The 22,495-nt window shown below is 71.4% G+C and carries 20 protein-coding genes; 15 read left to right on the top strand and 5 right to left on the bottom strand.

Translation table 11 applies throughout. The annotated features are described in order from the left end of the window. Nucleotides 1-359 precede the first annotated feature (359 nt). Nucleotides 360-1,013: an FMN-dependent NADH-azoreductase gene (locus ACFVKT_RS12530; protein WP_385730510.1), complete on the bottom strand. Its 654-nt coding sequence runs from the start codon at nt 1,011-1,013 to the stop codon at nt 360-362. A 159-nt stretch (nt 1,014-1,172) separates the two neighbouring features. Between ACFVKT_RS12530 and ACFVKT_RS12525 the strand changes: the two genes are divergently transcribed. The 4 genes from ACFVKT_RS12525 to ACFVKT_RS12510 all read left to right on the top strand — a co-directional run bounded on the left by ACFVKT_RS12525 (nt 1,173) and on the right by ACFVKT_RS12510 (nt 5,033). Further along, nucleotides 1,173-1,535, top strand: a complete 363-nt coding sequence (locus tag ACFVKT_RS12525) for a winged helix-turn-helix transcriptional regulator (protein ID WP_385730508.1) — start codon at nt 1,173-1,175, stop codon at nt 1,533-1,535. 271 nt (nt 1,536-1,806) lie between these two features. Next, on the top strand, nt 1,807-3,219 hold the full coding sequence (locus ACFVKT_RS12520) for a DUF2252 domain-containing protein (RefSeq protein ID WP_385731069.1): 1,413 nt from the start codon (nt 1,807-1,809) through the stop codon (nt 3,217-3,219). 476 nt (nt 3,220-3,695) lie between these two features. Then, nucleotides 3,696-4,529, top strand: a complete 834-nt coding sequence (locus ACFVKT_RS12515) for a hypothetical protein (protein WP_385731067.1) — start codon at nt 3,696-3,698, stop codon at nt 4,527-4,529. Between the two features lie 174 nt (nt 4,530-4,703). Further along, complete coding sequence (locus ACFVKT_RS12510; RefSeq protein ID WP_385731065.1) at nt 4,704-5,033, top strand: rhodanese-like domain-containing protein; 330 nt, start codon at nt 4,704-4,706, stop codon at nt 5,031-5,033. 59 nt (nt 5,034-5,092) lie between these two features. On the opposite strand, the gene ACFVKT_RS12505 is transcribed toward ACFVKT_RS12510, so the two are convergent. Continuing rightward, on the bottom strand, nt 5,093-6,226 hold the full coding sequence (locus ACFVKT_RS12505; RefSeq protein ID WP_385730506.1) for an acyl-CoA dehydrogenase family protein: 1,134 nt from the start codon (nt 6,224-6,226) through the stop codon (nt 5,093-5,095). Between the two features lie 835 nt (nt 6,227-7,061). Next, nucleotides 7,062-7,532: a hypothetical protein gene (locus ACFVKT_RS12500; protein ID WP_385730504.1), complete on the bottom strand. Its 471-nt coding sequence runs from the start codon at nt 7,530-7,532 to the stop codon at nt 7,062-7,064. 6 nt (nt 7,533-7,538) lie between these two features. Here ACFVKT_RS12500 and ACFVKT_RS12495 point away from each other — a divergent pair, with 6 nt between their 5' ends. The 3 genes from ACFVKT_RS12495 (at nt 7,539) to ACFVKT_RS12485 (ending at nt 10,185) form a co-directional block, all read left to right on the top strand. Beyond that, on the top strand, nt 7,539-8,108 hold the full coding sequence (locus ACFVKT_RS12495; protein ID WP_385730501.1) for a DUF5819 family protein: 570 nt from the start codon (nt 7,539-7,541) through the stop codon (nt 8,106-8,108). Further along, nucleotides 8,105-9,331, top strand: a complete 1,227-nt coding sequence (locus tag ACFVKT_RS12490; RefSeq protein ID WP_385730499.1) for an HTTM domain-containing protein — start codon at nt 8,105-8,107, stop codon at nt 9,329-9,331. Before ACFVKT_RS12495 ends, ACFVKT_RS12490 begins: the two co-directional genes overlap by 4 nt. A gap of 116 nt (nt 9,332-9,447) precedes the next feature. Next, nucleotides 9,448-10,185: a TrmH family RNA methyltransferase gene (locus ACFVKT_RS12485; protein WP_385731063.1), complete on the top strand. Its 738-nt coding sequence runs from the start codon at nt 9,448-9,450 to the stop codon at nt 10,183-10,185. Between the two features lie 72 nt (nt 10,186-10,257). Here ACFVKT_RS12485 and paaN read toward each other — a convergent pair whose 3' ends face one another. Next, the gene (gene paaN / locus ACFVKT_RS12480) at nt 10,258-11,949 is read right to left on the bottom strand and encodes a phenylacetic acid degradation protein PaaN (RefSeq protein WP_385730497.1); all 1,692 of its coding nucleotides are present in this window, start codon (nt 11,947-11,949) and stop codon (nt 10,258-10,260) included. Between the two features lie 203 nt (nt 11,950-12,152). Between paaN and ACFVKT_RS12475 the strand changes: the two genes are divergently transcribed. Both ACFVKT_RS12475 and ACFVKT_RS12470 read left to right on the top strand, forming a co-directional pair. After that, complete coding sequence (locus ACFVKT_RS12475; RefSeq protein ID WP_385730495.1) at nt 12,153-13,667, top strand: 3-hydroxyacyl-CoA dehydrogenase; 1,515 nt, start codon at nt 12,153-12,155, stop codon at nt 13,665-13,667. Then, nucleotides 13,664-14,254, top strand: a complete 591-nt coding sequence (locus ACFVKT_RS12470; protein ID WP_385730493.1) for a TetR/AcrR family transcriptional regulator — start codon at nt 13,664-13,666, stop codon at nt 14,252-14,254. The genes ACFVKT_RS12475 and ACFVKT_RS12470 overlap by 4 nt, the downstream gene beginning before the upstream one ends. Nucleotides 14,255-14,275: 21 nt before the next feature. On the opposite strand, the gene ACFVKT_RS12465 is transcribed toward ACFVKT_RS12470, so the two are convergent. Further along, the gene (locus ACFVKT_RS12465) at nt 14,276-14,776 is read right to left on the bottom strand and encodes an Lrp/AsnC family transcriptional regulator (RefSeq protein ID WP_385730491.1); all 501 of its coding nucleotides are present in this window, start codon (nt 14,774-14,776) and stop codon (nt 14,276-14,278) included. A 175-nt stretch (nt 14,777-14,951) separates the two neighbouring features. Between ACFVKT_RS12465 and pdhA the strand changes: the two genes are divergently transcribed. The 6 genes from pdhA (at nt 14,952) to ACFVKT_RS12435 (ending at nt 22,447) form a co-directional block, all read left to right on the top strand. Continuing rightward, nucleotides 14,952-16,115 carry a pyruvate dehydrogenase (acetyl-transferring) E1 component subunit alpha gene (pdhA, locus tag ACFVKT_RS12460; RefSeq protein WP_385730489.1) on the top strand — a complete coding sequence of 388 codons (1,164 nt, stop codon included), beginning with the start codon at nt 14,952-14,954 and terminating at the stop codon, nt 16,113-16,115. Next, nucleotides 16,112-17,116: an alpha-ketoacid dehydrogenase subunit beta gene (locus ACFVKT_RS12455; RefSeq protein ID WP_385730487.1), complete on the top strand. Its 1,005-nt coding sequence runs from the start codon at nt 16,112-16,114 to the stop codon at nt 17,114-17,116. Before pdhA ends, ACFVKT_RS12455 begins: the two co-directional genes overlap by 4 nt. Beyond that, entirely contained in the window at nt 17,116-18,705 is a 1,590-nt protein-coding gene (locus ACFVKT_RS12450) for a dihydrolipoamide acetyltransferase family protein (RefSeq protein ID WP_385730485.1), read from the top strand. Before ACFVKT_RS12455 ends, ACFVKT_RS12450 begins: the two co-directional genes overlap by 1 nt. A gap of 63 nt (nt 18,706-18,768) precedes the next feature. After that, on the top strand, nt 18,769-19,827 hold the full coding sequence (locus tag ACFVKT_RS12445; RefSeq protein ID WP_385730483.1) for a DUF6457 domain-containing protein: 1,059 nt from the start codon (nt 18,769-18,771) through the stop codon (nt 19,825-19,827). Further along, nucleotides 19,824-21,341: a molybdopterin molybdotransferase MoeA gene (locus ACFVKT_RS12440; RefSeq protein WP_385730481.1), complete on the top strand. Its 1,518-nt coding sequence runs from the start codon at nt 19,824-19,826 to the stop codon at nt 21,339-21,341. Before ACFVKT_RS12445 ends, ACFVKT_RS12440 begins: the two co-directional genes overlap by 4 nt. Continuing rightward, nucleotides 21,329-22,447 (top strand): potassium channel family protein, encoded by a 1,119-nt coding sequence (locus tag ACFVKT_RS12435; RefSeq protein WP_385730479.1) that lies wholly within the window; start codon nt 21,329-21,331, stop codon nt 22,445-22,447. The genes ACFVKT_RS12440 and ACFVKT_RS12435 overlap by 13 nt, the downstream gene beginning before the upstream one ends. The last annotated feature ends 48 nt before the right edge of the window (nt 22,448-22,495 follow it).

Here is a 22,495-nt window from a genome sequence, read left to right as displayed (position 1 = left end):
ACAGGGACGTGGCAGGGGCCCCGGCGGTGAGGTATCTCACGCTCGGGGCCCTGTTTTTTGTGCTGGTGGTGGCGGGGACGTGGGGTGGCGTTGGCCCGGCTTCCGCACGTCATCGACTGGGGGGCGATCGTTGTCTCCGTCCTGGCAGGAGCGCTCGCCAGGTGGATCTGCCGGTCGTGGATGGGAAAGGGGAGCGGGGAGGGGGCCTGAGTCGGGATGTCGGGTCCGCGGCGCGGGCGGTCCAGGTGCTCGGGTCTCCCGGAGGTACTGCGTGTGGGCGCCCCGCATGATCGTTCTGCGTGAGGACAATCACACGGGGCCTTGCGGATGGTGGGGCCGCGCTCCGGAGGGGCGAGGGGCTACGCGGCGAGGCGTTCGGCGAGTTCCTTGGCCTTGGTGGTCGCGTCGTCGAGGGCCTTCGTGCGGGAGGCCTCGAAGAGGGGGACCAGCTCGGACATCGCCGGGTTGTGGGGCGCCGCGGTGAGTTCCGGGACGATGAAGTCGAGGTCCAGGGCGAGGGAGTCGCGCAGGACGGCTTCCAGGTAGTTCTGCACGTACTCGAAGGACTCGCGCGGGGTGCCCGGCGCGTAGGAGCCGCCGCGGCTGGCGACCACGGTGACCGGGGTGCCCGCGATCTTCGAGTCCTCGGTCGCGGCGGTGCGGCCCATGAGGATGATGCTGTCCAGCCATGCCTTGAGCGTCGACGGGATCGCGAAGTTGTACATCGGGGCGCCGATCAAGATCGCGTCCGCCTGCTCCAGTTCCTCTATGAGAGTCACGCGCGCGGCGAAGGCGGCGGCCTGCTCGGGGGTGTGCGTGTCCGGAGCGGCGAAGCCGGCGGAGTGGGCGTCGGCGGTGATGTGCGGTACCGGGTTCGCGGCCAGGTCGCGGTAGATCACCGTGCCCTCCGGGTGCTGCTCCTCCCAGGCCTTGCGGAAAGCGGCCGTCACCGCACGGGAGGCGGAGGCGGAGCCCGGGAACACGGACGAGTCGATGTGAAGGAGGGTGGCCATGGGGATCTCCAAGGGGGGACTGGGGTGTGGTCAGTCAGAAGCGGCAGCGCTGGCTCCGGATCCGGGACTCTCGCTGGGCTTCTTTTTCGTACTCGACTATAGATAACACAGCTACTTACTTTTTTTCATCCCCTTGCGTGGGCGCAGTACTCTGAAGCCATGCCTGAACGGGGAAGCCACGAGGACGCAGGGCCGTGCCAGAAGGTCGATGGCGGCATGACCCGGGTCTTCCAGCTGCTCGGAAAGCGCTGGACGGGCCTGGTCGTGTCCGTTCTGATGCAGCGGCCTGTTCACTTCGCCGAGCTGCGCAGGGCGATCCCCGGCATCAGCGAACGGATGCTCTCCGACCGGCTCACCGAACTCGGCGCGGCCGGACTGGTCGTGCGCGAGGTCGATGAAGGGCCCCCGCTGCGCGTGGCGTACCGGCTGACTGAGGCGGGAGCCGCGCTGGAGCCCGCGCTCAAGGAACTCGGGGTCTGGGCGGAGCGGCATCTTCCGGAGGGCGGGCAGTGCCCGGGGTGACGTGCTCCGGCGCCGCTCCTTGCCCCTTTCCGCTCTTTCCGCCAACCCGTTTCTGCGAGCCTGTGGAGTTGTTGTCCACAAGCTCCGAGTTGTCCACAGGCTCTGACGCCTTTCCGCGGCCGGCTGTACGGTCGTGGCAAGTTGATGTTCGTGCGCGGGGGAGGCGGTCGGAGTGACCGAGCTCGGTACAGAGGTTCCGGCCCAGGAAGCGGTCGAAGCGCAGAAAGCGGTCGAAGCGCGGGAGTCCGTTGAAGTGCGGGAAGCCGGTGGAGTGCAGGGGGCGCGGCAGGCGCAGCAGACATCCAGGGCCTTCGACGTACCTGGATTCGCCGCGTGGCCCGTGCAGGGTTCGCCGAAGGAAGAGGGCAAGGCGCTGCGCGGGCGTGTGGCGCGCGCCTCACACGCCGAGTTCACCCCGGACGCCGGCCGGCCCGACGCCGTCCGCGCGGTGGAGGAGTCCAACGTCGGCCGGATCCCCGGGCTCATCCCGATACGGGTCGGCAGGATGGCGGCCACGCCCTTCGCCTTCCTGCGCGGTTCGGCGGGCCTCATGGCGTACGACCTCGCGCGCACCCCCGTGACCGGGATCAGCGCCCAGATCTGCGGCGACGCACACGCGGCGAACTTCGGCCTCTACGGGGACGCGCGCGGCGGACTCGTCATGGACCTGAACGACTTCGACGAGACGGTGCACGGCCCCTGGGAATGGGACCTCAAGCGCCTCGCCACCTCCCTCGTGCTCGCGGGCCGGGAAGCCGGGGCGGACGAGGACACCTGCCGCAAGGCCGCGCATGACGTGGTCGGTGCCTACAGGCGCACCCTGAGGCTGCTGGCGAAGCTCCCGGTGCTGGACGCGTGGAACGCCATCGCGGACGAGGAACTGGTCTCACACGCCGACGCCCACGATCTGCTCGGCACGTTGGAGCGGGTCTCCGAGAAGGCGCGGCGCAACACCAGCGGGCGGTTCGCGGCGAAGTCGACGGAGGCCGTGGAAGGCGGCGGCCGGCGCTTCGTGGACGCGCCTCCGGTGCTGCGCCGCGTACCCGACGCGGAGGCGGAGGTGGTCGCGGCGTCACTGGAGGAGTACCTCACGACGCTGTCGGCCGACCGACTCCCCCTCCTCGCCCGGTACACCGTGCACGACGTCGCCTTCCGCGTCGTCGGCACCGGCAGCGTGGGCACCCGGTCCTATGTCGTCCTGCTCCTGGACCACCGTGGCGAACCCCTCGTCCTTCAGGTGAAGGAGGTCCGTGCCTCGGCGCTGCTCCCCCATCTGGCGACGGCCGGCCATGAGATCCCCGACGTATCGCATGAGGGACGTCGGGTGGTCATCGGCCAGAAGCGTATGCAGGTCGTCAGCGACATCCTGCTCGGCTGGACCTCGGTCGACGGACTCCCCTTCCAGGTACGCCAGTTCCGCAACCGCAAGGGCAGCGTCGACCCCGCCGCCCTCGCCGCCGACCAGATCGACGACTACGCCCGGATGACCGGCGCCCTCCTCGCCCGCGCCCACGCCCACAGCGCCGACCCGCGCCTCATCACCGGGTACTGCGGCAAGAGTGAGGAACTGGACGAAGCCGTAGCCTCGTTCGCCGTGACGTACGCCGACCGCACGGAGGCGGATCATGCGGAACTGGTGGCGGCGGTGCGGGAAGGGCGGATTGAGGCCGAGTTGGGGGTTTGAGGAGTGGGGGCCGCAGTCGCGCCGACCCTGGCGGCCTGCCCCATCACGGGCTCCCGAGCAGTAGCCCCGAGTGGCCTCCCCTCCCCGTGGCCTACGCTGGTCGGGTGACGACGCCGGAAGCCGAGCAGAGCCAGTCCGAGCCCATCGACGAGGGGGCCCGGGAGCGGTCCGGTGCCCTGGAGAGCGCGGAGGCGGACGGTTCCGCCGCGGCGGATTCCCGCGAGGCGGAGCCCGCGGGCGTGAAGCCCTCGCAGGCGGTGTCCGAATGGAAGCCGTCACAGCGGGCCGGCGCTGCGGGTGGCCTTTCTTCACAGGGGGAGTCCGAAGGGAAGTCGTCCCAGCAGCAGGCCGGCGCCGCCGGTGAGCCGTCTTCCCAGGCGGAGCCGCCCGTAGAGGAGACGCTCCAGCGGGCCGGTGGAGAAGGCGAGGAGCCCTCGTCGGCGCAGGCCGCGGAGGAGACGCCGCAGCAGGCCGGCATCGAGAGTGGGGCGTCGGTGCAGGCGGAGGGCGATGGTTCGGCGCGGCCCGAGGAGCGGTTGGAGCGCGCTGTTCGGGTGGCTGAGCAGGCGTTGATCGAGTTCGAGATCGCGGTGGAGACCTTCCGCGTCGAGGTCGACAACTTCTCGCGGCTGCATCATCAGAAGCTCGGGCCGATGTACTCGCGGCTCGACGAGCTGGACGCACAGATCGCCGAGGCGCGGGCCGTGCGCACCGGGGACCCGGAGGACCTGCGCAAGGCGGACGAGGCGCGGGCGCGGGTCATGCCGATGCCGGGTGTCGAGGAGCTGTTCCACGGCTGGATGGACGCCGAGGGGCTGTTCCCGGAGGCCGTGGCGATGCTGACGGACCAGCCTGTGCGGCCCCCGCAGCGGGTGCGCCCCAGTGACGAGGCTCGCAGGCTCTACCGGGATCTGGTCCGCAAGGCCCATCCCGACCTGGCGCAGGACGACGACGAGCGCAAGCGGCGCGACGAGTTCATCACCCGGGTCAACGCCGCCTACGCCCGGGGTGACGAGGCGCAGCTCAGCGAGCTCTCCGTGGAGTGGGCCGCGGGGCCCGTGCCCGAGGAGTGGAAGCCGAGCCGCAGCGAGGAGCTGTACGCCCGGCTCGAGTGGCTCTCCCAGCGCAAGGAGATGCTCGCGTTCGTCGCCGGCGAGCTGGAGGAGAGTGCCATTGGCGCGATGCTCAAGCTGGCTCCCGAGGATCCCGACCGTCTCCTGGAGGAGATCGCCGAGCAATTGCTGGCCCAGGTCAGTGAGCGTGAGGCGGAGCTGGCCGAGCTGGTCGGCCAGGCTCCCGAGGCCGGCTGACCGGTCCGAGGCCGGCTGACCGGTTCGGCTCCGGCTGGCCGGTTCGGCTCCGATTGACCGGTTCGGGCCCGGTTGACCGGTCCGGGTCCGGGTGGTTGAGGGTCGGGATTCCGGAAGAGGATCAGGCCGTCGGTGGGGTCGGGTAGCGTCGGAGGTATGAGTTTCGGAGCTGGTGTGCCCACGGTCGAGGTCGGCGATCTCACGGACGGAGACTTCCTGCTGGACGTCCGGGAGGACGACGAGTGGGAGGCAGGTCACGCCGATCGGGCACTGCACATCCCCATGAGCGAATTCGTCGCGCGTTTCGGTGAGTTCACCGAGGCGGCACCGCAGGACGGCAAGGTCCACGTGATCTGCCGCTCCGGCGGGCGTTCGGCGCAGGTCACCATGTATCTGGCCCAGCAGGGAATCGACGCGGTGAATGTGGACGGCGGCATGCAGGCCTGGGCGGCCACCGGTCGCCCGGTCGTGGACGACAAGGGACAGCCGGGCTTCGTGGCGTAGATCGCCGGCGCCGGGGGAGGCGCTGGGCGGCGCCTAACCTGACGGGCTGGACCCGATGTTCAGCCCAGCGGATGGGCAGCGAGCAGATCCCCCAGTGCCTCCTCGTGCGCCGCTGCCGGCCCGAGCGACAGTTCCAGTTGCTTGGCCCAGGCGTGGTACCGGTGCAGCGGGTAGTCGGTGTCGGCGCCGAACCCCCCGTGCAGGTGCTGCGCGGTCTGCACGACCCGCCGTACGCCTTCGGACGCCCAGATCTTGGCGACGGCCACGTCCCCGGACGCCGGAAGCGCACCGCCCGCGCCCGTGCTGATCCGCCATGCGGCCTGCCAGAGCGTCACCTCCATCGCGCGCAGGTCGATATAGCGGTCGGCGGCCTGCACGGCGACTGCCTGGAAGGTGGCGACGGGGAAGCCGAACTGCTCCCGTTTGCTGGTGTATTCACTCGTCATCCCGAGCACGCCCTCCCCGAGCCCGAGCGCCAGCGCGCACGTCCCGGTGGCAAGGAGTTCGCGCAGCCACTCCCATGCTCCGTCCGCCTCGATGACATCCCGGGCGGCGATCCGCACGGAGTCCAGGCGCAGTTCACCGAGTCGCTCGCCGCTGGTGGAGATCTGTTCGGCGAGTACGGCCCCTTCGTGGACGCGGGGAACGAGGGCGAGGACGGTCCGGTCGGCGGCGGTGTGTGCGGGTACGAGGGTGAAGTCGGCGTTCTGCGCCCAGGGAATGGCGGTCTGTGTGCCGTCCAGTACCCATGCGTCGCCGTCCTGCCGTGCGGTCACGGCGAGTTCGGCGGGGTCGTGACCGCTGCGGCCGTTCGCGGCGACGGTCAGCACCAGCTCGCCCCGGCCGACCCGGGTGAGCAGCCGCTCCTTCAACTCCGCGCCGCCGTAACGCTGGACGGCCACCGCTGCCGCGCTGCTCTCGAGCAACGGCACCCGCGCGAGCACCCTCGCCGACTCCCGCAGCACCAGGCACAGCGCGACGGCGTCGAGTCCCGCCCCGCCGTACTCCGGGCCGAGCAGCAGGCCCAGCAGGTCCGCGTCGGCGAGCTTCGCCCACAGGGTCCGGTCGAGGTCCTCGGCCACGGCGCCCGGGGTGAGCGCGGGGCTTGGCACCCCGTCCGGCGCGACGCCCGCGAACACGGCCTTCGCCGCCTCGACCGCCGCCTGGTGCTCCTCGGTGAAGGTGAAGTCCACGGTCCCGTCCTCCCACGCACCGGTCCGCCGACCAGGCGGACGCCTGATCTGACGGAGCGTCAAGATAGAACAGGTTCTACGAGAAGGGAACGGTTCGGCCGTGACCCACGTCAGCCGTGACAGGCGTGGGTCGTGCCCTACGTCGGCCATGACTGACGACGGTCACGGCCTACGTCAGCGGTGTCGTCGCTTACCGGCCGAAGTCCAACTCGACCCGCTCCGTGGCCGGTGGCCGGATGCGACTGGCAGGCCAGTACGTGTCCCGTGTCCCGTGCCCCGGGTCCCGTGCCCGTCTCTCCGGCTCCGGCGCGAAGGTGCGGTCCACCCGTGCCTTCCCTGAGGCCAGGAAGGCGGGGCACGGTGCAGACCCACCCCTCAATTTATACCGACCGGTCGGTAGGTGGGCTCGATTCAATGGTGGGACGAGTCGCCGTAAGGTGTCAACCGCTGTGGATAACCTCGTGGCCGCCGATGTGGCCACAGTGGCTCCTGGGGCTGTGCCGGGCGATCCGGTCTGAGTACCGTTCCCGTGCGAACGCCGCAGCGTGGGGCTCGCGGGCGGTACGACCACGCCGGGCGGCCTCGGTGGCGGGGAGTCCGACCGGATCGGGGATAGGGGCGGAGCGGAATGGACGCGTACGACGAGGGCTCGAACGGCCGGCGTGGTCCGGACGTGCCCGACGGGCCCGCGCCTGGCAGGCGCGACGATCCCGCCGCACCCGACAGCTCCAGCGCGCCCGACGACTCCAAGGCGTCCGACGACTCCAGCGCACCCGAGAACCCAGGCGCATCTGAAGCGTCAGACGCCTCCGAAGCGTCAGACGCCCCCGTAGCGTCAGACGCACCCGAGGTATCCACTTCGAGCCCCTCTGACCCGCCAAACGCTTCCGCCGGCCCGAAAGTGCCCGACGGCCTCGCCGATCACCAGCCGCTTGCTGATCCTCAGCCGCTTGCTGATCCTCAGCCGCTTGCTGATCCTCAGCCGCTTGCTGACCCCCAGCCGCTTGCTGACCCCCAGCCGCCTGCCGATCACCAGCCGCCCGCCGACCCGCAGCCGCCCGTCCACCGCCACCCGGCAGACGCAGGCCACGAGCCGCACCCCCTCCATCCCGCACCCGTTCACCCCGAACCCCTCCACCCCGCACCCCTTCACCCCGCACCCCTCCACCCCGAACCCCTCCACCGCCCCACCCCGGAAGCCGCCCCGCCGGTCTCCGCCCCCACCGGGATAGCCGCCCTCTCCCTCGGCTACCAGATCGCCGCCGCCTTCGCTCTCGCGATCGTCGCGCTCACCGCCTGTGTGCACCTGGGGATGGTGTTCCTGCACCTCGCGCCCTCGAACACCGTCACCAAGCAGCACGGCCGGGCGATCGAGGAGTGGATCTACCCCGAGTTCGAACAGAACTGGAAGCTGTTCGCGCCCAACCCCTTGCAGCAGAACATCGCCGTCCAGGTCCGTGCCCAGGTCCGCACGCCGGACGGCACCAGCACTGAGACCGGCTGGTACGACCTGTCCGCGCTCGACGGCGCGGCCATCGACGGAAACCTGCTGCCGAGCCACACCCAGCAGAACGAACTGCGCCGGTCCTGGGACTTCTACGTCAGCAGCCACGACGGCGAGAACCGCCCCACGGGCCTGCGCGGTGACCTCTCGGAGCGCTATCTGCGAAGGATCGTCGTGCTGCGCCTGGACCGGCTGGACGCCGGCGGCAAGGACGCGGTCGTCGAAAGCGTGCAGGTCCGTTCCGTCACGACCAGCGTGACGCCCCCCAAATGGAGCGAGGAGCAGGTGTCCGACAAACCCGCCGTCCGTGAACTGCCCTGGTGGTCCGTCCCCGAGGCGGACCGGCAGCAGGAGACGGCGGAGGCGAGCGCCCGATGAACACCTTTTCCCTGTCGCTCGCGCGCGGCATCACCCGGGTCACCGAGGCGGCCCTCGGCCCCTACCAGACCGCCGTGATCCGTATCGGTTTCGCCGGGACCTGGCTGCTTTTCCTGCTGCGCGAGTTTCCGCACCGCCAGGAGATGTACGGGCCTGACGCGCCGTGGAGCTGGGACATGGCCCAGCAGCTCATCGCGACCAACCACGCCTTCACGATCCTGATGTGGTCCGACAGCCAGATCTGGTTCGAGATCGTCTACGCCCTCGCGGTCCTGTCGAGCCTGCTGCTCCTGCTGGGCTGGCGGACCCGCGCGGCGTCCGTCCTGTTCATGGTGGGTGTGCTCTCGCTGCAGAACCGCAGCGTGTTCATGGGGGACGGCGGCGACAACGTCATCCACCTGATGGCGATCTACCTGGTGTTCACGCGCTGCGGCCAGGTGTGGTCCCTGGACGCGCGGCGGGCGCGGCTCGGACGGGAGGCACGCGCGCGTGGAGAGCGGGTAGGGCCCGACCGGGCCGGCCCCGTCCTGTGGGGGGTGCTCGGCCTCGCGCTGGCGACGGCGACGCTCGCCGGACGGCTCAGCGACGGCTGGCTGGTCGTCTTCTGGGGGCTGTGGGCGGCGCAGGCCCTGTGGTGGGTCGTCGCCGAGCGCGCGCGCAGCAACGAGCCCCGTGTCCTGCTGGACGTCGTCGCCAACCTCGTGCACAACGCGGCCCTGTTCGTGATCATGGCCGAGGCCTGCCTGATCTACGCGACCGCCGGCTGGTACAAGATCCAGGGCTCGCGCTGGCAGGACGGCACCGCGGTGTACTACCCGCTCCACCTGGACTACTTCTCGCCCTGGCCGGCCCTGTCCGACCTGATGACGAATTACGGCACGATGGTGATGCTGGTGACCTACGGGACGGTGATCGCCCAGGTCGCCTTCCCCTTCACCCTGTTCAACCGGCGGGTCAAGAACGTCCTGCTCGTGGTCATGATGACCGAGCACGCGGTGATCGCCGTGGTGCTCGGGCTGCCGTTCTTCTCGCTCGCGATGATCGCCGCCGACGCGGTGTTCCTGCCGACGTCGTTCCTGCGGCGCCTGGGCGGCTGGGTCACACGCGCGCGTGGAGGGCTGTTTTCGGGCAGCGGCGGCGGTCGTACGCTGCCGGGTCCGCGCGAACAGCCGCCGAGCACCCCGGATTCGGCGGAGCCCACGCACGTAGGCTTCAGGGCATGAACGACCCCGACAGCGGGCTCGGAGCGGACGGTGCCGGGCACCCCCAGGACGGTGCCGGGCACCCCCAGGACCGCGCCAGCGGCTTCCAGGACGGCGCCAGGGGCCCCCAGGAGGCCATGCGCGCCTGGCACCGGCTTGCCGACAGTTCCGTTCTGCTCGACGGCTTCCACGCCCTCAAGCACGCGGTGCGCTTCCAGGCCCGTATCCCGGTCGCCGTCACGACCGACCGGCAGGCGGCGCTCGCGCTGGCCGACGACCTGGCTTCCGACGTACGGGCCGCCGTCGACCGGCTGTTGGTGGAGGTCCCGGAGGCCACGCTGAAGGCCCTGGTGCCGCGTCCGCACCCCACTTCGGTGGCCGCTCTGGCGGTACGTCCGTCCCGGGCGGCCAATCTTGAGTCGCTGGCCAAGATGCCCCGCCGCACGCCGGTCGTGGTCCTCGACAACCCCCGCAACCTGGGCAACGCGGGGGCTGTGATCCGGCTCGCGGCCGGCTTCGGCGCGACCGGCGTGATCACCACGGGCTCGCTCGACCCCTGGCATCCCACCGTCGTACGCGGCGGGGCGGGCCTGCACTTCGCGACCGCAGTGGAGCGGCTGACGGTGGACGAGCTGCCGCCGGGCCCGGTGTTCGCCCTCGACCCGGAGGGCGAGGACATCCGGGGGCTCAAGCTCCCCGACGACGCCGTCCTTGCCTTCGGCTCCGAGCGCAGCGGCCTGTCCGCCGAACTCCGTGCCCGCACCGACCACTTGGTGTCCCTGCCGATGCGCCCCCAGGTCTCCAGCTACAACCTCGCGACCAGTGCGGCCATGACGCTGTTCCACTGGAGCGCGACCGGCGGCGCGACGGCCTGAAGGACAGGGGGTGTCTGATCATCCCCGTCCGCCCCACGACTCGGGGCGACGACGGCGATGGTCAGACGGGCCTCACGCGTCCCGGCGTACCTCCACCACGCGGAAGCGGTTGGCGACGAACGCCCCGTCGGACAGGGCCGCGTTGGCTGCCGGGTTGCCGCCCGAGCCGTGGAAATCGGAGAACGCGGCCGTCTGGTTGACGTACACCCCGCCCGTGAGGTTCAGGGAGAGCTGGGCGCACTCCTCCAGGCACACCTCCCGCACGGCCTCCTCGAACTCCACCGAGCTGGTGTAGGCGCCGACCGTCATCGCGCCCTTGTCGCGGACCGTGCGGCGCAGCAGCTCCACCGCGTCCGTGGCCGAGTCGACCGCGACGGCGAAGGAGACGGGGCCGAAGCACTCGTTCATGTAGACGGCCTCGTCGTCCGGCTTGGCTCCGTCGAGCTTCACGATCACCGGCGTACGGACGACCGCGTCCGGGAACTCAGGGTTGCTGATCTCCCGTGAGGGGAGCGCGACTTCGCCGAGGCCGGCAGCGGCTTCCAGGCGGGTCTTCACGTCCGGGTTCACGATGGCTCCGAGGAGCGCGTTGGCCCGGGCGTCGTCGCCCAGGAGCCCGCCGACCGACTTCGCGAGGTCGGCGGTCACCTCGTCGAAGGACTTGGGGCCCTCGTCCGTGGTGATGCCGTCGCGCGGGATCAGCAGGTTCTGCGGGGTGGTGCACATCTGGCCGCTGTACAGGGACAGGGAGAAGGCCAGGTTGGACAGCATGCCCTTGTAGTTGTCCGTCGACTCCACGATCACCGTGTTGACGCCGGCCTTCTCCGTGTAGACCTGCGCCTGGCGGGCGTTGGTCTCCAGCCAGTCGCCGAACGCGGTGGACCCGGTGTAGTCGATGATCCGGATCTCGGGCCGCAGGGCGAGGGTCTTGGCGATGCCCTCCCCGGGGCGCTCGGCGGCCAGTGCCACCAGGTTCGGGTCGAAGCCGGTCTCGGCGAGCACCTCGCGGGCCACCTGGACGGTGAGCGCGAGCGGCAGCACCGCGCGCGGGTGGGGCTTCACGAGCACGGCGTTGCCGGTGGCGAGGGAGGCGAACAGGCCCGGATAGCCGTTCCACGTCGGGAAGGTGTTGCAGCCGATCACGAGGGCGGTGCCGCGCGGCACGGGCGTGAACTGCTTGGTCAGGTTGAGCGGGTCCCGCTTGCCCTGGGGCTTGCTCCACTCCGCGCTGTCCGGTGTGCGGACCTGCTCCGCGTACGCGTACGCCACCGCCTCCAGGCCGCGGTCCTGTGCGTGCGGGCCGCCCGCCTGGAAGGCCATCATGAAGGCCTGGCCGCTGGTGTGCATGACCGCGTGCGCGAACTCGTGGGTGCGGTCGCTGATCCGCTTGAGGATCTCCAGACAGACCGCGGCACGCGTCTCGGCGCCCGCGTCGCGCCAGGCGCGCTGCCCCGCGCGCATGGCGGGCAGCAGGATGTCGACGTCCGCGTGCGGGTAGGTGACGCCCAGCTCGATGCCGTACGGCGAGACCTCGCCGCCCACCCAGTCGTCGGTGCCGGGCTGGCCGAGGTCCAGGCGGGTGCCCAGGAGGGCGTCGAAGGCGGCCTTGCCCGCTGCCATGCTCAGGCTGCCGTTCTCGCCGTACGCCTTGGGGTGTTCGGGGTGGGGGGACCAGTACGCGCGCGTGCGGATCGCTTCCAGCGTCTGGTCGAGGGTGGGCCGGTGCTGGGTGATCAGCTGGTGCGCGGTGAGTTCGGCGGCCATCGGGGGACCAACTCCTCCTCGAAGCAGCTCTTCGTCGAGCTGGTGATCTGGGCAGGATTACGGAAAAGGTGCGGCGCCCGGCGCCTCTGTCAGGGTGGTGGTGGGCGATGGGCGGGTACTCACAGCTAGAGTAACCGAACGATCGGTCGGTACAAGGGGGTCCGCCGCATCTGTGGAAAACCCTGTGCGGGAGGATCGCGAGCATGACAGCACTCGACCTCAGCGGCCCTGTGGCCGTCGTCGGCACCGGCACCATGGGCCAGGGCATCGCCCAGGTCGCACTGGTCGCGGGCCACCTCGTGCGGCTCCACGACGCCGTGCCGGGGCGTGCCGACGCCGCCGCCGGGGCGATCGGCGCGCGCCTGGACCGGCTGGTCGAGAAGGGCCGGCTCAGCGGCGCCGACCGGGATGCCGCACGCGACCGGCTGCGACCGGCGCGGGACCTCTCCGACCTCGCGGACTGTGTGCTCGTCATCGAGGCGGTCGCCGAACAACTCGACGTGAAACAAAAGCTGTTCCGCGGCCTCGAGGAAATCGTCGACGCCGACTGCCTGCTCGCCACCAACACCTCGTCCCTGTCCGTCACGGCCATCGCCGGCGCGCTGCGCAACCCCGGCCGGCTCGTCGGACTGCACTTCTTCAACCCGGCGCCGCTGCTGCCGCTGGTGGAGGTCGTGTCCGGGTACGCGAGCGACTTCTCTTCGGCCACGCGCGCGTACGAGACGGCACGCGCCTGGGGGAAGACCCCGGTCGCCTGCGCCGACACCCCCGGGTTCATCGTCAACCGCATCGCGCGGCCCTTCTACGCCGAGGCCTTCGCGGTGTACGAGTCGCAGGCTGCCGACCCGGCCACCATCGACGCCGTCCTGCGCGAATCCGGCGGCTTCCGGATGGGCGCCTTCGAACTCACCGACCTCATCGGCCAGGACGTCAACGAGTCCGTCACCCACTCCGTGTGGCAGGCCTTCTTCCAGGACGTGCGGTTCACACCCTCGCTCGCCCAGCGCCGGCTCGTGGAGTCGGGCATGCACGGCCGCAAGACGGGGCACGGCTGGTACGACTACGGGGAAGGCGCCGAGCGGCCCGAGCCGCACACCGCGGAGAGGGCCCAGCCGCCCGCGTACGTCGCCGTCGAGGGCGACCTGGGCCCGGCGGCCGAACTCCTCCCGCTGATCCGTGAGGCGGGCATCCAGGTCCGCGAGGACGAGGAGGACCATGGCACGCGGCTGATGCTGCCCAGTGGCGGTCAGCTCGTCCTCGCCGACGGCCAGACCTCGGTCGAGTTCCGTGACGTCGTCTACTTCGACCTGGCGCTCGACTACCGCAAGGCCACCCGCATCGCCGTCTCGGCCTGCCAGGACACCGCTCCCCAGACCCTCGCGGAGGCCATCGGCCTCTTCCAGGCGCTGGGCAAGGACGTCAGTGTCATCGGGGACGCCCCGGGCATGATCGTGGCCAGGACCGTGGCACGGATCGTCGACCTGGCGCACGACGCCGTCGCCAAGGGGGTGGCCACCGAGGAGGACATCGACACCGCGATGCGGCTCGGCGTGAACTATCCCCTCGGTCCCTTCGAATGGAGCCGCAGGCTCGGCCGGACCTGGGCGCACGACCTCCTGGAGGAGCTGCACCTGCGCGAACCCTCCGGCCGGTACGCACCCTCACTCGCGCTGTACCGTCACGGACACACCGCCGAGAAGCGGGAGGGCACCTCATGACCACCGCCAAGCGGGACACCTACACCCCGGAGACCCTGCTCTCCGTCGCCGTCCAGGTCTTCAACGAGCGCGGCTACGACGGCACCTCCATGGAGCACCTCTCCAGGGCGGCGGGCATCTCCAAGTCGTCGATATACCACCACGTCGCCGGCAAGGAGGAGCTGCTGCGCAGGGCTGTCAGCCGCGCCCTGGACGGCCTCTTCGGGATCCTCGACGAGGAGCACGCGCGCGTGGGGCGTGCCGTGGAGCGCCTGGAGTACGTCGTGCGGCGCATGGTCGAGGTGCTCACCGCCGAGCTGCCGTACGTGACGCTGCTGCTGCGGGTGCGCGGCAACACGGACACCGAGCGGTGGGCCCTGGAGCGGCGCCGCGAGTTCGACCACCAGGTGGCCGAGCTGCTGAAGGCGGCGGCTGCGGACGGGGACGTACGCGGCGACGTGGAGGTCCGGCTCGCGACCCGGCTGGTCTTCGGGATGATCAACTCGATCGTGGAGTGGTACCGGCCCGACGGGCGGGGCATGAACGAGCGGGAAGTGGCCGACGCCGTCGCCCAGCTGGTCTTCGGCGGGCTGCGCAGCGAGTCCTGAACGCCCAGGTCATCCGAGCCTTCAGGACTGCGGTTCCAGGTCCTCCTCCTCGAACACCAGCAGTGTCCTGGTGCTGAGGACCTCCGGGATGGCCTGGAGACGGGTGAGTACCAGTTCGCGCAGGGCCTTGTTGTCCGGTGTGTGCACCAGGAGGAGTACGTCGAAATCGCCGCCCACCAGGGCGATGTGGGAGGCCCCCGGGAGCACCCTGAGCTGCTCGCGGACCGTGCGCCAGGAGTTCTGCACGATCTTCAGGGTGATGTACGCCGAGGTTCCCTGACCGGCGCGTTCGTGATCCACGCGCGCCCCGAAGCCGCGGATCACGCCGTCCTCGATGAGGCGGTTGATACGCGCGTAGGCGTTGGCCCGCGAGACATGGACGTGTTCGGCCACGGACCTTATCGAGGCGCGGCCGTCCGCCTGGAGCATCTGGAGGATGTCTTGATCTATGGCGTCGAGCGGGCGGGCGGGCGGAAGGGCGGGGCCGGCCTCCGGCGGCTCGGCCATTTGTTCAGGTGCCATGTCTCCCCGCCTCACTATCATGGACGTACTGCGTCCATTTCAGGCTGTGCAGAACCGTTTGTCCACAGCTTGAAGGGGTCTGTAGCCAAATTGTGCCGACGACCGAACAATCGGTAGGTGAGGCGCATCACAACCGTGACGCGTCCGGAGCCGTCTCCCACGAGGAGGTGCCGTTATGACGGTCATGGAGCAGCGAGGCGCTTACCGGCCAACCCCGCCGCCCGCCTGGCAGCCCCGCACCGACCCCGCGCCGCTGCTGCCCGACGCGCTGCCGTACCGCGTGCTCGGCACCGAGGCAGCCGCGCAGGCCGACCCGGGTCTGCTGCGCCGTCTGTACGCGGAGCTGGTGCGCGGCCGCCGCTACAACACGCAGGCCACCGCCCTCACCAAGCAGGGCCGCCTCGCCGTGTACCCCTCCAGCACCGGCCAGGAGGCCTGTGAGGTCGCCGCGGCGCTCGCCCTGGAGGACCGGGACTGGCTCTTCCCCAGCTACCGCGACACCCTCGCGGCCGTCGCCCGCGGCCTCGACCCGGTCCAGGCGCTCACCCTCCTGCGCGGCGACTGGCACACCGGCTACGACCCCCGCGAGCACCGCGTCGCGCCCCTGTCCACCCCTCTCGCGACCCAGCTTCCCCACGCGGTGGGCCTCGCGCACGCCGCCCGCCTCAAGGGCGACGACGTGGTCGCCCTTGCGATGGTCGGCGACGGCGGCACCAGCGAGGGCGACTTCCACGAGGCGCTGAACTTCGCCGCCGTCTGGCAGGCGCCGGTCGTCTTCCTCGTCCAGAACAACGGCTTCGCCATCTCCGTACCGCTCGCCAAGCAGACCGCCGCCCCGTCGCTGGCCCACAAGGCCGTCGGCTACGGGATGCCGGGCCGCCTGGTCGACGGCAACGACGCGGCGGCCGTGCACGAGGTGCTGAGCGAAGCCGTCCGCCGTGCGCGCGCGGGCGGCGGTCCGACGCTCGTCGAAGCGGTGACGTACCGCATCGAGGCCCACACCAACGCCGACGACGCCACCCGCTACCGCGGCGACTCCGAAGTGGAGACCTGGCGCGCGCACGACCCGATCGCGCTCCTGGAGCACGAGTTGACCGAGCGCGGGCTGCTCGACGAGGACGCGATGCGTGCGGCCCGCGAGGACGCCGAGACGATGGCCGCGGACCTGCGCGCGCGCATGAACCAGGACCCGGTGCTCGACCCCATGGATCTGTTCGCCCATGTGTATGCCGAGCCCACACCTCAACTGCGTGAGCAGGAGGCGCAGCTCCGCGCGGAGCTGGCAGCCGAGGCCCACGGGCCGGTCGGGGCCCACGGGCCAGAAGGAGCCGGGCGATGACGACCGTTGCCCTGAAACCGGCCACCATGGCGCAGGCCCTCGGGCGCGCGCTGCGCGACGCCATGACCGCGGACCCCACCGTGCATGTCATGGGTGAGGACGTCGGCACCCTCGGCGGCGTCTTCCGGGTCACCGACGGACTCGCCAAGGAGTTCGGCGAGGACCGCGTCACGGACACCCCGCTGGCCGAGGCGGGCATCCTCGGGACGGCCGTCGGCATGGCCATGTACGGGCTGCGGCCTGTCGTGGAGATGCAGTTCGACGCCTTCGCCTACCCGGCGTTCGAGCAGTTGATCAGCCATGTGGCGAAGATGCGCAACCGCACGCGCGGCGCGATGCCGCTGCCGATCACGATCCGCGTCCCGTACGGCGGCGGCATCGGCGGCGTCGAGCACCACAGCGACTCCTCCGAGGCGTACTACATGGCGACTCCGGGGCTCCATGTCGTCACACCCGCGACGGTCGCCGACGCCTACGGTCTGCTGCGTGCCGCCATCGCCTCCGACGACCCGGTCGTCTTCCTGGAGCCCAAGCGGCTGTACTGGTCGAAGGATTCCTGGAACCCGGACGAGCCGCCGGCCGTTCAACCGATAGGCCGCGCGATGGTGCGGCGCTCCGGCCGGAGCGCCACGCTCGTCACGTACGGGCCGTCCGTGCCCGTCTGCCTCGAAGCCGCCGAGGCCGCGCGGGACGAGGGCTGGGACCTGGAAGTCGTCGATCTGCGCTCCCTGGTGCCGTTCGACGACGAGACGGTGTCGGCTTCGGTACGGCGGACGGGGCGCGCGGTCGTCGTGCACGAGTCGGGTGGGTATGGCGGACCGGGCGGGGAGATCGCCGCGCGGATCACCGAGCGCTGCTTCCATCACCTGGAGGCGCCGGTGCTGCGCGTGGCCGGGTTCGACATCCCGTATCCGCCGCCGATGCTGGAGCGGCACCACCTGCCTGGCGTCGACCGGATCCTTGACGCCGTGGGGCGTCTGCAATGGGAGGCGGAGAGCTGATGGCCCAAGTGTTGGAGTTCAGGCTTCCCGACCTCGGTGAGGGACTCACCGAGGCGTTGATCGTCCGCTGGCTGGTCGAGGTCGGCGAGGTCGTCGCCGTCGACCAGCTCGTCGTCGAGGTCGAGACCGCCAAGGCGATGGTCGACGTGCCCTGCCCGTACGGCGGTGTGGTCACCGCCCGCTTCGGCGAGGAGGGCGCGGAACTGCCCGTGGGCGCCCCCCTGTTGACGGTCGCCGTGGGCGCGGCTGCCTCCGGCGAGGGCGAGGAGGCCGACGAGGGCTCTGGGAACGTGCTTGTCGGTTATGGCACCGGGGCGCCTCCGGCACGGCGCGGGAGGGTGCGCCCGCCGGGCGTCACCGGCCTGACGGGCGGCGCGCGTGCGGACGGGCGGCCGGCACCGGGTGCTTCGGAGGGTGCGCCGGGGGGCTCGATGGCTGCCGACGGTGCGGTGGCCGCCCCTGACCGGGTGCGTGAGACGGGCCGTCAGCCGGCCGCGCGTTCGGGAGACGGGGACCACGCGGTCCCCGACGGCCGGTACGGCGCGGGCACGGATGTCCAGGACCGGACGGCCGAAGGCAATCACGGCAGCCATGGTGATCACGGTGGCGTCGCGGTGTACGGGGACGGTCCCGTGCCGGTCATCTCTCCGCTCGTACGGCGGCTCGCGCGGGAGAACGGCGTGGATCTGCGCGAGTTGGAGGGTTCGGGGCCCGACGGGCTGATCCTGCGGGCGGACGTCGAGTACGCGCTGCGCGCGGCGGCAACCGGTCACGCACGGGTGCCCACAGCCGCCGAACCCCTCCGGGCACCGGCAGTCGGTCACGGGCCTGTCGCGCCCCTCGGCGCACCCCAGTTCCAGTCCCGGCCGGCGACCGGGACCGGTCCCACCGACGCCCAGAGCGGGACGGGTATCCCCCTGCGCGGCATCCGCGGAATCGTCGCCGACAAGCTCTCCCGCAGCCGCCGCGAGATCCCCGACGCGACCTGCTGGGTCGACGCCGACGCCACGGAACTCATGCACGCGCGCGTGGCGATGAATTCCGCAGGCGGCCCGAAGATCTCCCTCCTGGCCCTGCTCGCCCGGATCTGCACGGCGGCGCTGGCCCGCCACCCCGAGCTGAACTCGACGGTCGACATGGACGCCCGCGAGGTCGTCCAACTCGACCAGGTGCACCTGGGTTTCGCGGCGCAGACCGAGCGGGGGCTCGTCGTACCCGTCGTACGGGACGCGCACGCCCGCGACGCGGAGTCGCTGAGCGCGGAGTTCGCGCGGCTGACCGAGGCCGCGCGGACCGGCACCCTGACCCCCAGGGACCTCACGGGCGGCACCTTCACGCTGAACAACTACGGGGTGTTCGGGGTCGACGGCTCCACGCCGATCATCAACCACCCCGAGGCGGCCATGCTGGGCGTCGGCCGGATCGCTCCCAAACCCTGGGTGCACCAGGGCGAACTGGCGGTGCGGCAGGTCGTGCAGCTCTCCCTCACCTTCGACCACCGGGTGTGCGACGGCGGCACGGCGGGCGGCTTCCTGCGCTATGTCGCGGACTGCGTGGAACAGCCGGCGGTGCTGCTGCGGACGCTGTGACCGCCCCTGCCCACATGCTGCCCAGGGGGTGGCAATGATCCTTCGGACGCTCATACTCGGGGGATGAACGCGTACGAGGCCCCCGGCGACCCCGGCGCCGGTCTCCGGTACGACGCCGTCGTGCTGGCCGGAGGCGCCGCCCGGCGGCTCGGCGGGGTGGACAAACCCGCTGTGCGGGTGGGCGGCCGGGCGCTGCTCGACCGGGTGCTCGCCGCCTGCGCCGGTGCCGCGACCACGGTGGTGGTGGCCGAACCACGGCCGACCGCCCGTCCCGTGGTGTGGGCCCGGGAGGACCCGCCCGGTGGAGGACCGCTCGCCGCGCTCGGCGCCGGGCTGCGGCACACCACCGCGGAGTACGTCGTCCTGCTCTCCGCCGACCTGCCGTTCCTGGAAGCGGGGACGGTACGGCGACTGGTGGAGACCCTTCAGCTGAGCACCATCGGCCCGGTGCAGGCCGAAAAGAAGCCCAGCGGTCCGGTGGACGCCGATCGGAAGGCGAGCGGCCCCGACGGCGTTCTGCTCGTCGACCCCGGGGGCAAGGACCAGCCGCTCGTGGCGGCATACCGGGTGGGGGCGCTGCGGCGAGAGCTGGGCGCACTCGCCGCCGGTCCCATCGGCGGTTCCACCACCGCCGCAACCATCAGCGGCCTGGCCGGGCTGCCGCTCCGGCGGCTCACCGCCGCGCTCGATCTCCTCCGAATCTCCGACCCCGTCGCGTCTTTCGACTGCGACACCTGGGACGACATCGCCGCCGCCCGGGCACGTATCAGGGAGCATGGGCACGTGTTGGATGAATGGATTTCCGCAGTCAAGGACGAACTGGGCATCGATCTGGACGTCGACACCGGCATCCTGCTCGACCTCGCTCGCGACGCCGCGCACGGTGTGGCCCGGCCTGCCGCGCCGCTGACCACGTTCCTCGTGGGCTACGCGGCCGCGCGGGCCGGGGGAGGCCCCGAGGCGGTGGCCGAAGCCTCCCGGAAGGCCGCCGCGCTGGCTCTCCGCTGGGCCGACGAGGAAGCCGCCGACGCCGATGCCCTCGCCAAACCGGAGACCGGTCCCGCAGAAGGTTCCGCGGCCGGATCCGGTGCGGGTTCCGGCGCCCGGCCGGACGCCGGATGACCGCCGCGCGCGGCACCCGGGACAGCCACGACGCCGGCGGCCTGGACGACCTCGACGTGGAGGACGTGCTGGCGCTGGTCAAGGAGGGCAGCGCCCGCGCATCGAGCGGGCAGCCGGGCCCTCGGGACAGCGGCGCCGGGGACCGCTCCGGCGTGCCCGCCACCCCCGTGCCCACCCCGCAGGGCGAGCCCCACTCGCACGCCGCCACCAGCGGCTACGGCGAACACAGCGGGGGCGGTCACGGAGCGCACGGCGGTGACCAAGGCGGCCGCCACCAAGCCACCCCCTGGCCGCAGGCCCGCACCACCGCCGAGCGGGCCGCCCGTGCCCTCCCCCGCCCCACCGCCGTCTCTGTGCCCCTGGACGCCTCCCTCGGCCTGGTCATCGCCGCTCCCCTCACCGCGCTCTCGGACCTCCCCTCCTTCGACACCTCGGCCATGGACGGCTGGGCGGTCGCCGGGCCCGGACCCTGGGACGTACGTGAAGGAGGCGTGCTCGCCGGGCACGCGCAGCCCGCGGCGCTCACCGACGGCGAGGCGGTGCGGATCGCCACCGGGGCGCGCGTCCCGCAGGACGCCACCGCCGTACTGCGCAGTGAGCACGGGCGTATCGACGACAAGGGGCGGCTGCACGCGGCCCTCCCTCAGGCTCCCGGCTCTGCCCGGTCAGGGACGACCTCCGGCGTCACGCACGGGCAGGACATCCGGCCGCGCGGTCAGGAGTGCCGCAGTGGCGACCAACTCCTGCCGGTCGGCGCGCTGGTGACGCCCGCCGTGCTGGGTCTCGCCGCGGCCGCCGGGTACGACACCCTTGCGGTCGTCCCCCGGCCACGCGTCGAAGTCCTCGTACTCGGCGACGAGTTGCTCACCGAGGGGCTGCCCAAGGAGGGGCTGATCCGGGACGCTCTCGGCCCGATGCTGCCGCCCTGGCTGCGCGCGATCGGCGCCGAGGTCGTCGCGATGCGCAGGCTCGGCGACGACGCCAAGGCCCTGCACCGGACCATCACCAACTCCGAAGCCGACCTGATCATCACCACCGGCGGCACCGCGGCCGGTCCCGTCGACCATGTCCACCCCACCCTGCGCCGCATCGACGCCGAACTCCTCATCGACGGCGTCAAGGTGCGCCCCGGCCACCCCATGCTGCTGGCCCGCACCAAGCAGAACCAGTACCTCGTCGGCCTGCCGGGCAACCCCCTCGCGGCCGTCTCCGGGCTGCTCACGCTGGCTGAGCCCCTGCTGCGCATCCTCGCCGGACGTGCCGCGGCGGAGTCGTACACGCTGCCCCTCAAGGAAGCCGTGCACGGGCACCCGTACGACACCCGGCTCGTTCCCGTCGTCCTGCGCGCGGACCGGGCCGTGCCGCTGCACTACAACGGCCCCGCGATGCTGCGGGGCATTGCGGCGGCGGATGCCCTCGCGGTCGTGCCGCCGGGCGGTGCCCGTGCGGGTCAGGAGCTTGAGCTCCTTGACCTGCCGTGGGCCGCGGCAGGAATCGGGGTGTGTTTCACGTGAAACAACCGGGCCATGACGCGATTGCCCGCCAGGCGGACGAACACCTCGTGACCCATCGGGTGAAACTCCCGAAGAACGTGGTGGAGCGACCGATCCGCCAGGTCGGGAAGCGCGTGGCGATGGCCCTGCTGGTGCTGGCCGGCACGGCGTTCATCGTGTGGGTCGACCGCGACGGCTACACCGACAACTCGGACGGCGCCGTCGACCTGCTCGACGCCTTCTACTACGCGACCGTCACCCTCTCCACCACCGGATACGGCGACATCACCCCGGTCAGCGACGGCGCCCGGCTCACCAACATCTTCGTCATCACCCCGCTGCGGGTGCTGTTCCTGATCATCCTGGTCGGCACCACGCTGGAAGTCCTCACGGAACGCACGCGCGAGGAATGGCGGCAGAACCGCTGGAGGGCGGCCTTGCGAGATCACACCGTCGTTGTCGGCTTCGGTACCAAGGGACGGTCGGCGATCGAGACCGTCTGTGCGACCGGGCTGAAGAAGGAGCAGGTCGTGGTCGTCGACCCCAACTCCAAGGTGGTCGACGCGGCGACGGCCGACGGATACGCGGGGGTCATAGGGGACGCGACGCGCAGCGAGGTGCTGGATCGGGCCGAGGTGCGCAAGGCCAGGCAGATCATCATCGCTACCCAGCGCGACGACACGGCCGTGCTGGTCACGCTCACCGCGCGCCAGCTCAACAGCGGGGCGAAGATCGTCGCCGCGGTGCGGGAGGAGGAGAACGCGCCGCTGCTGCGCCAGTCCGGTGCCGACGCCGTGATCACCAGTGCCAGTGCGGCAGGGCGGCTGCTCGGGCTCTCCGTGCTCAGCCCCGCCGCGGGCATGGTCATGGAGGATCTCATTCAGCAGGGCAGCGGGCTCGACATCGTGGAGCGGCCGGTCATAAAGGCCGAGGTCGGCAAAGGCGTGCGGGAGACGGAGGACCTGGTGGTGAGTGTCGTACGAGGGCACCGGGTGCTCGGCTACGACGATCCGGCCGTCGGCACACTGCAGTTGACGGACCGGCTCATCACGATCGTGCGGGTGACGCCGGGCACCCATGTGGCACCCGACGCCCATCGCCTGCGCACGGACCACCGCAGGCCGTAGCCGTAGTAGCCGCCTTCGCACGGGCCACCGCAGGCCCTAGGGGTCGCC

Origin of the sequence: Streptomyces sp. NPDC127595 (assembly GCF_042671685.1) — a bacterium.
GTDB lineage: Bacteria > Actinomycetota > Actinomycetes > Streptomycetales > Streptomycetaceae > Streptomyces.
This window is presented reverse-complemented; position numbering and strand designations above follow the sequence as displayed.

Bases quoted from the DNA above. Each gene is read 5' to 3' on its own strand.
- ACFVKT_RS12530 (WP_385730510.1), bottom strand. From the start codon at position 1,013: ATGGCCACCCTCCTTCACATCGACTCGTCCGTGTTCCCGGGCTCCGCC.
- ACFVKT_RS12525 (WP_385730508.1), top strand. From the start codon at position 1,173: ATGCCTGAACGGGGAAGCCACGAGGACGCAGGGCCGTGCCAGAAGGTC.
- ACFVKT_RS12495 (WP_385730501.1), top strand. From the start codon at position 7,539: ATGGTGTTCCTGCACCTCGCGCCCTCGAACACCGTCACCAAGCAGCAC.
- ACFVKT_RS12490 (WP_385730499.1), top strand. From the start codon at position 8,105: ATGAACACCTTTTCCCTGTCGCTCGCGCGCGGCATCACCCGGGTCACC.
- ACFVKT_RS12485 (WP_385731063.1), top strand. From the start codon at position 9,448: ATGCGCGCCTGGCACCGGCTTGCCGACAGTTCCGTTCTGCTCGACGGC.
- paaN (WP_385730497.1), bottom strand. From the start codon at position 11,949: ATGGCCGCCGAACTCACCGCGCACCAGCTGATCACCCAGCACCGGCCC.
- ACFVKT_RS12475 (WP_385730495.1), top strand. From the start codon at position 12,153: ATGACAGCACTCGACCTCAGCGGCCCTGTGGCCGTCGTCGGCACCGGC.
- ACFVKT_RS12470 (WP_385730493.1), top strand. From the start codon at position 13,664: ATGACCACCGCCAAGCGGGACACCTACACCCCGGAGACCCTGCTCTCC.
- ACFVKT_RS12465 (WP_385730491.1), bottom strand. From the start codon at position 14,776: ATGGCACCTGAACAAATGGCCGAGCCGCCGGAGGCCGGCCCCGCCCTT.
- pdhA (WP_385730489.1), top strand. From the start codon at position 14,952: ATGACGGTCATGGAGCAGCGAGGCGCTTACCGGCCAACCCCGCCGCCC.
- ACFVKT_RS12455 (WP_385730487.1), top strand. From the start codon at position 16,112: ATGACGACCGTTGCCCTGAAACCGGCCACCATGGCGCAGGCCCTCGGG.
- ACFVKT_RS12450 (WP_385730485.1), top strand. From the start codon at position 17,116: ATGGCCCAAGTGTTGGAGTTCAGGCTTCCCGACCTCGGTGAGGGACTC.
- ACFVKT_RS12445 (WP_385730483.1), top strand. From the start codon at position 18,769: ATGAACGCGTACGAGGCCCCCGGCGACCCCGGCGCCGGTCTCCGGTAC.
- ACFVKT_RS12440 (WP_385730481.1), top strand. From the start codon at position 19,824: ATGACCGCCGCGCGCGGCACCCGGGACAGCCACGACGCCGGCGGCCTG.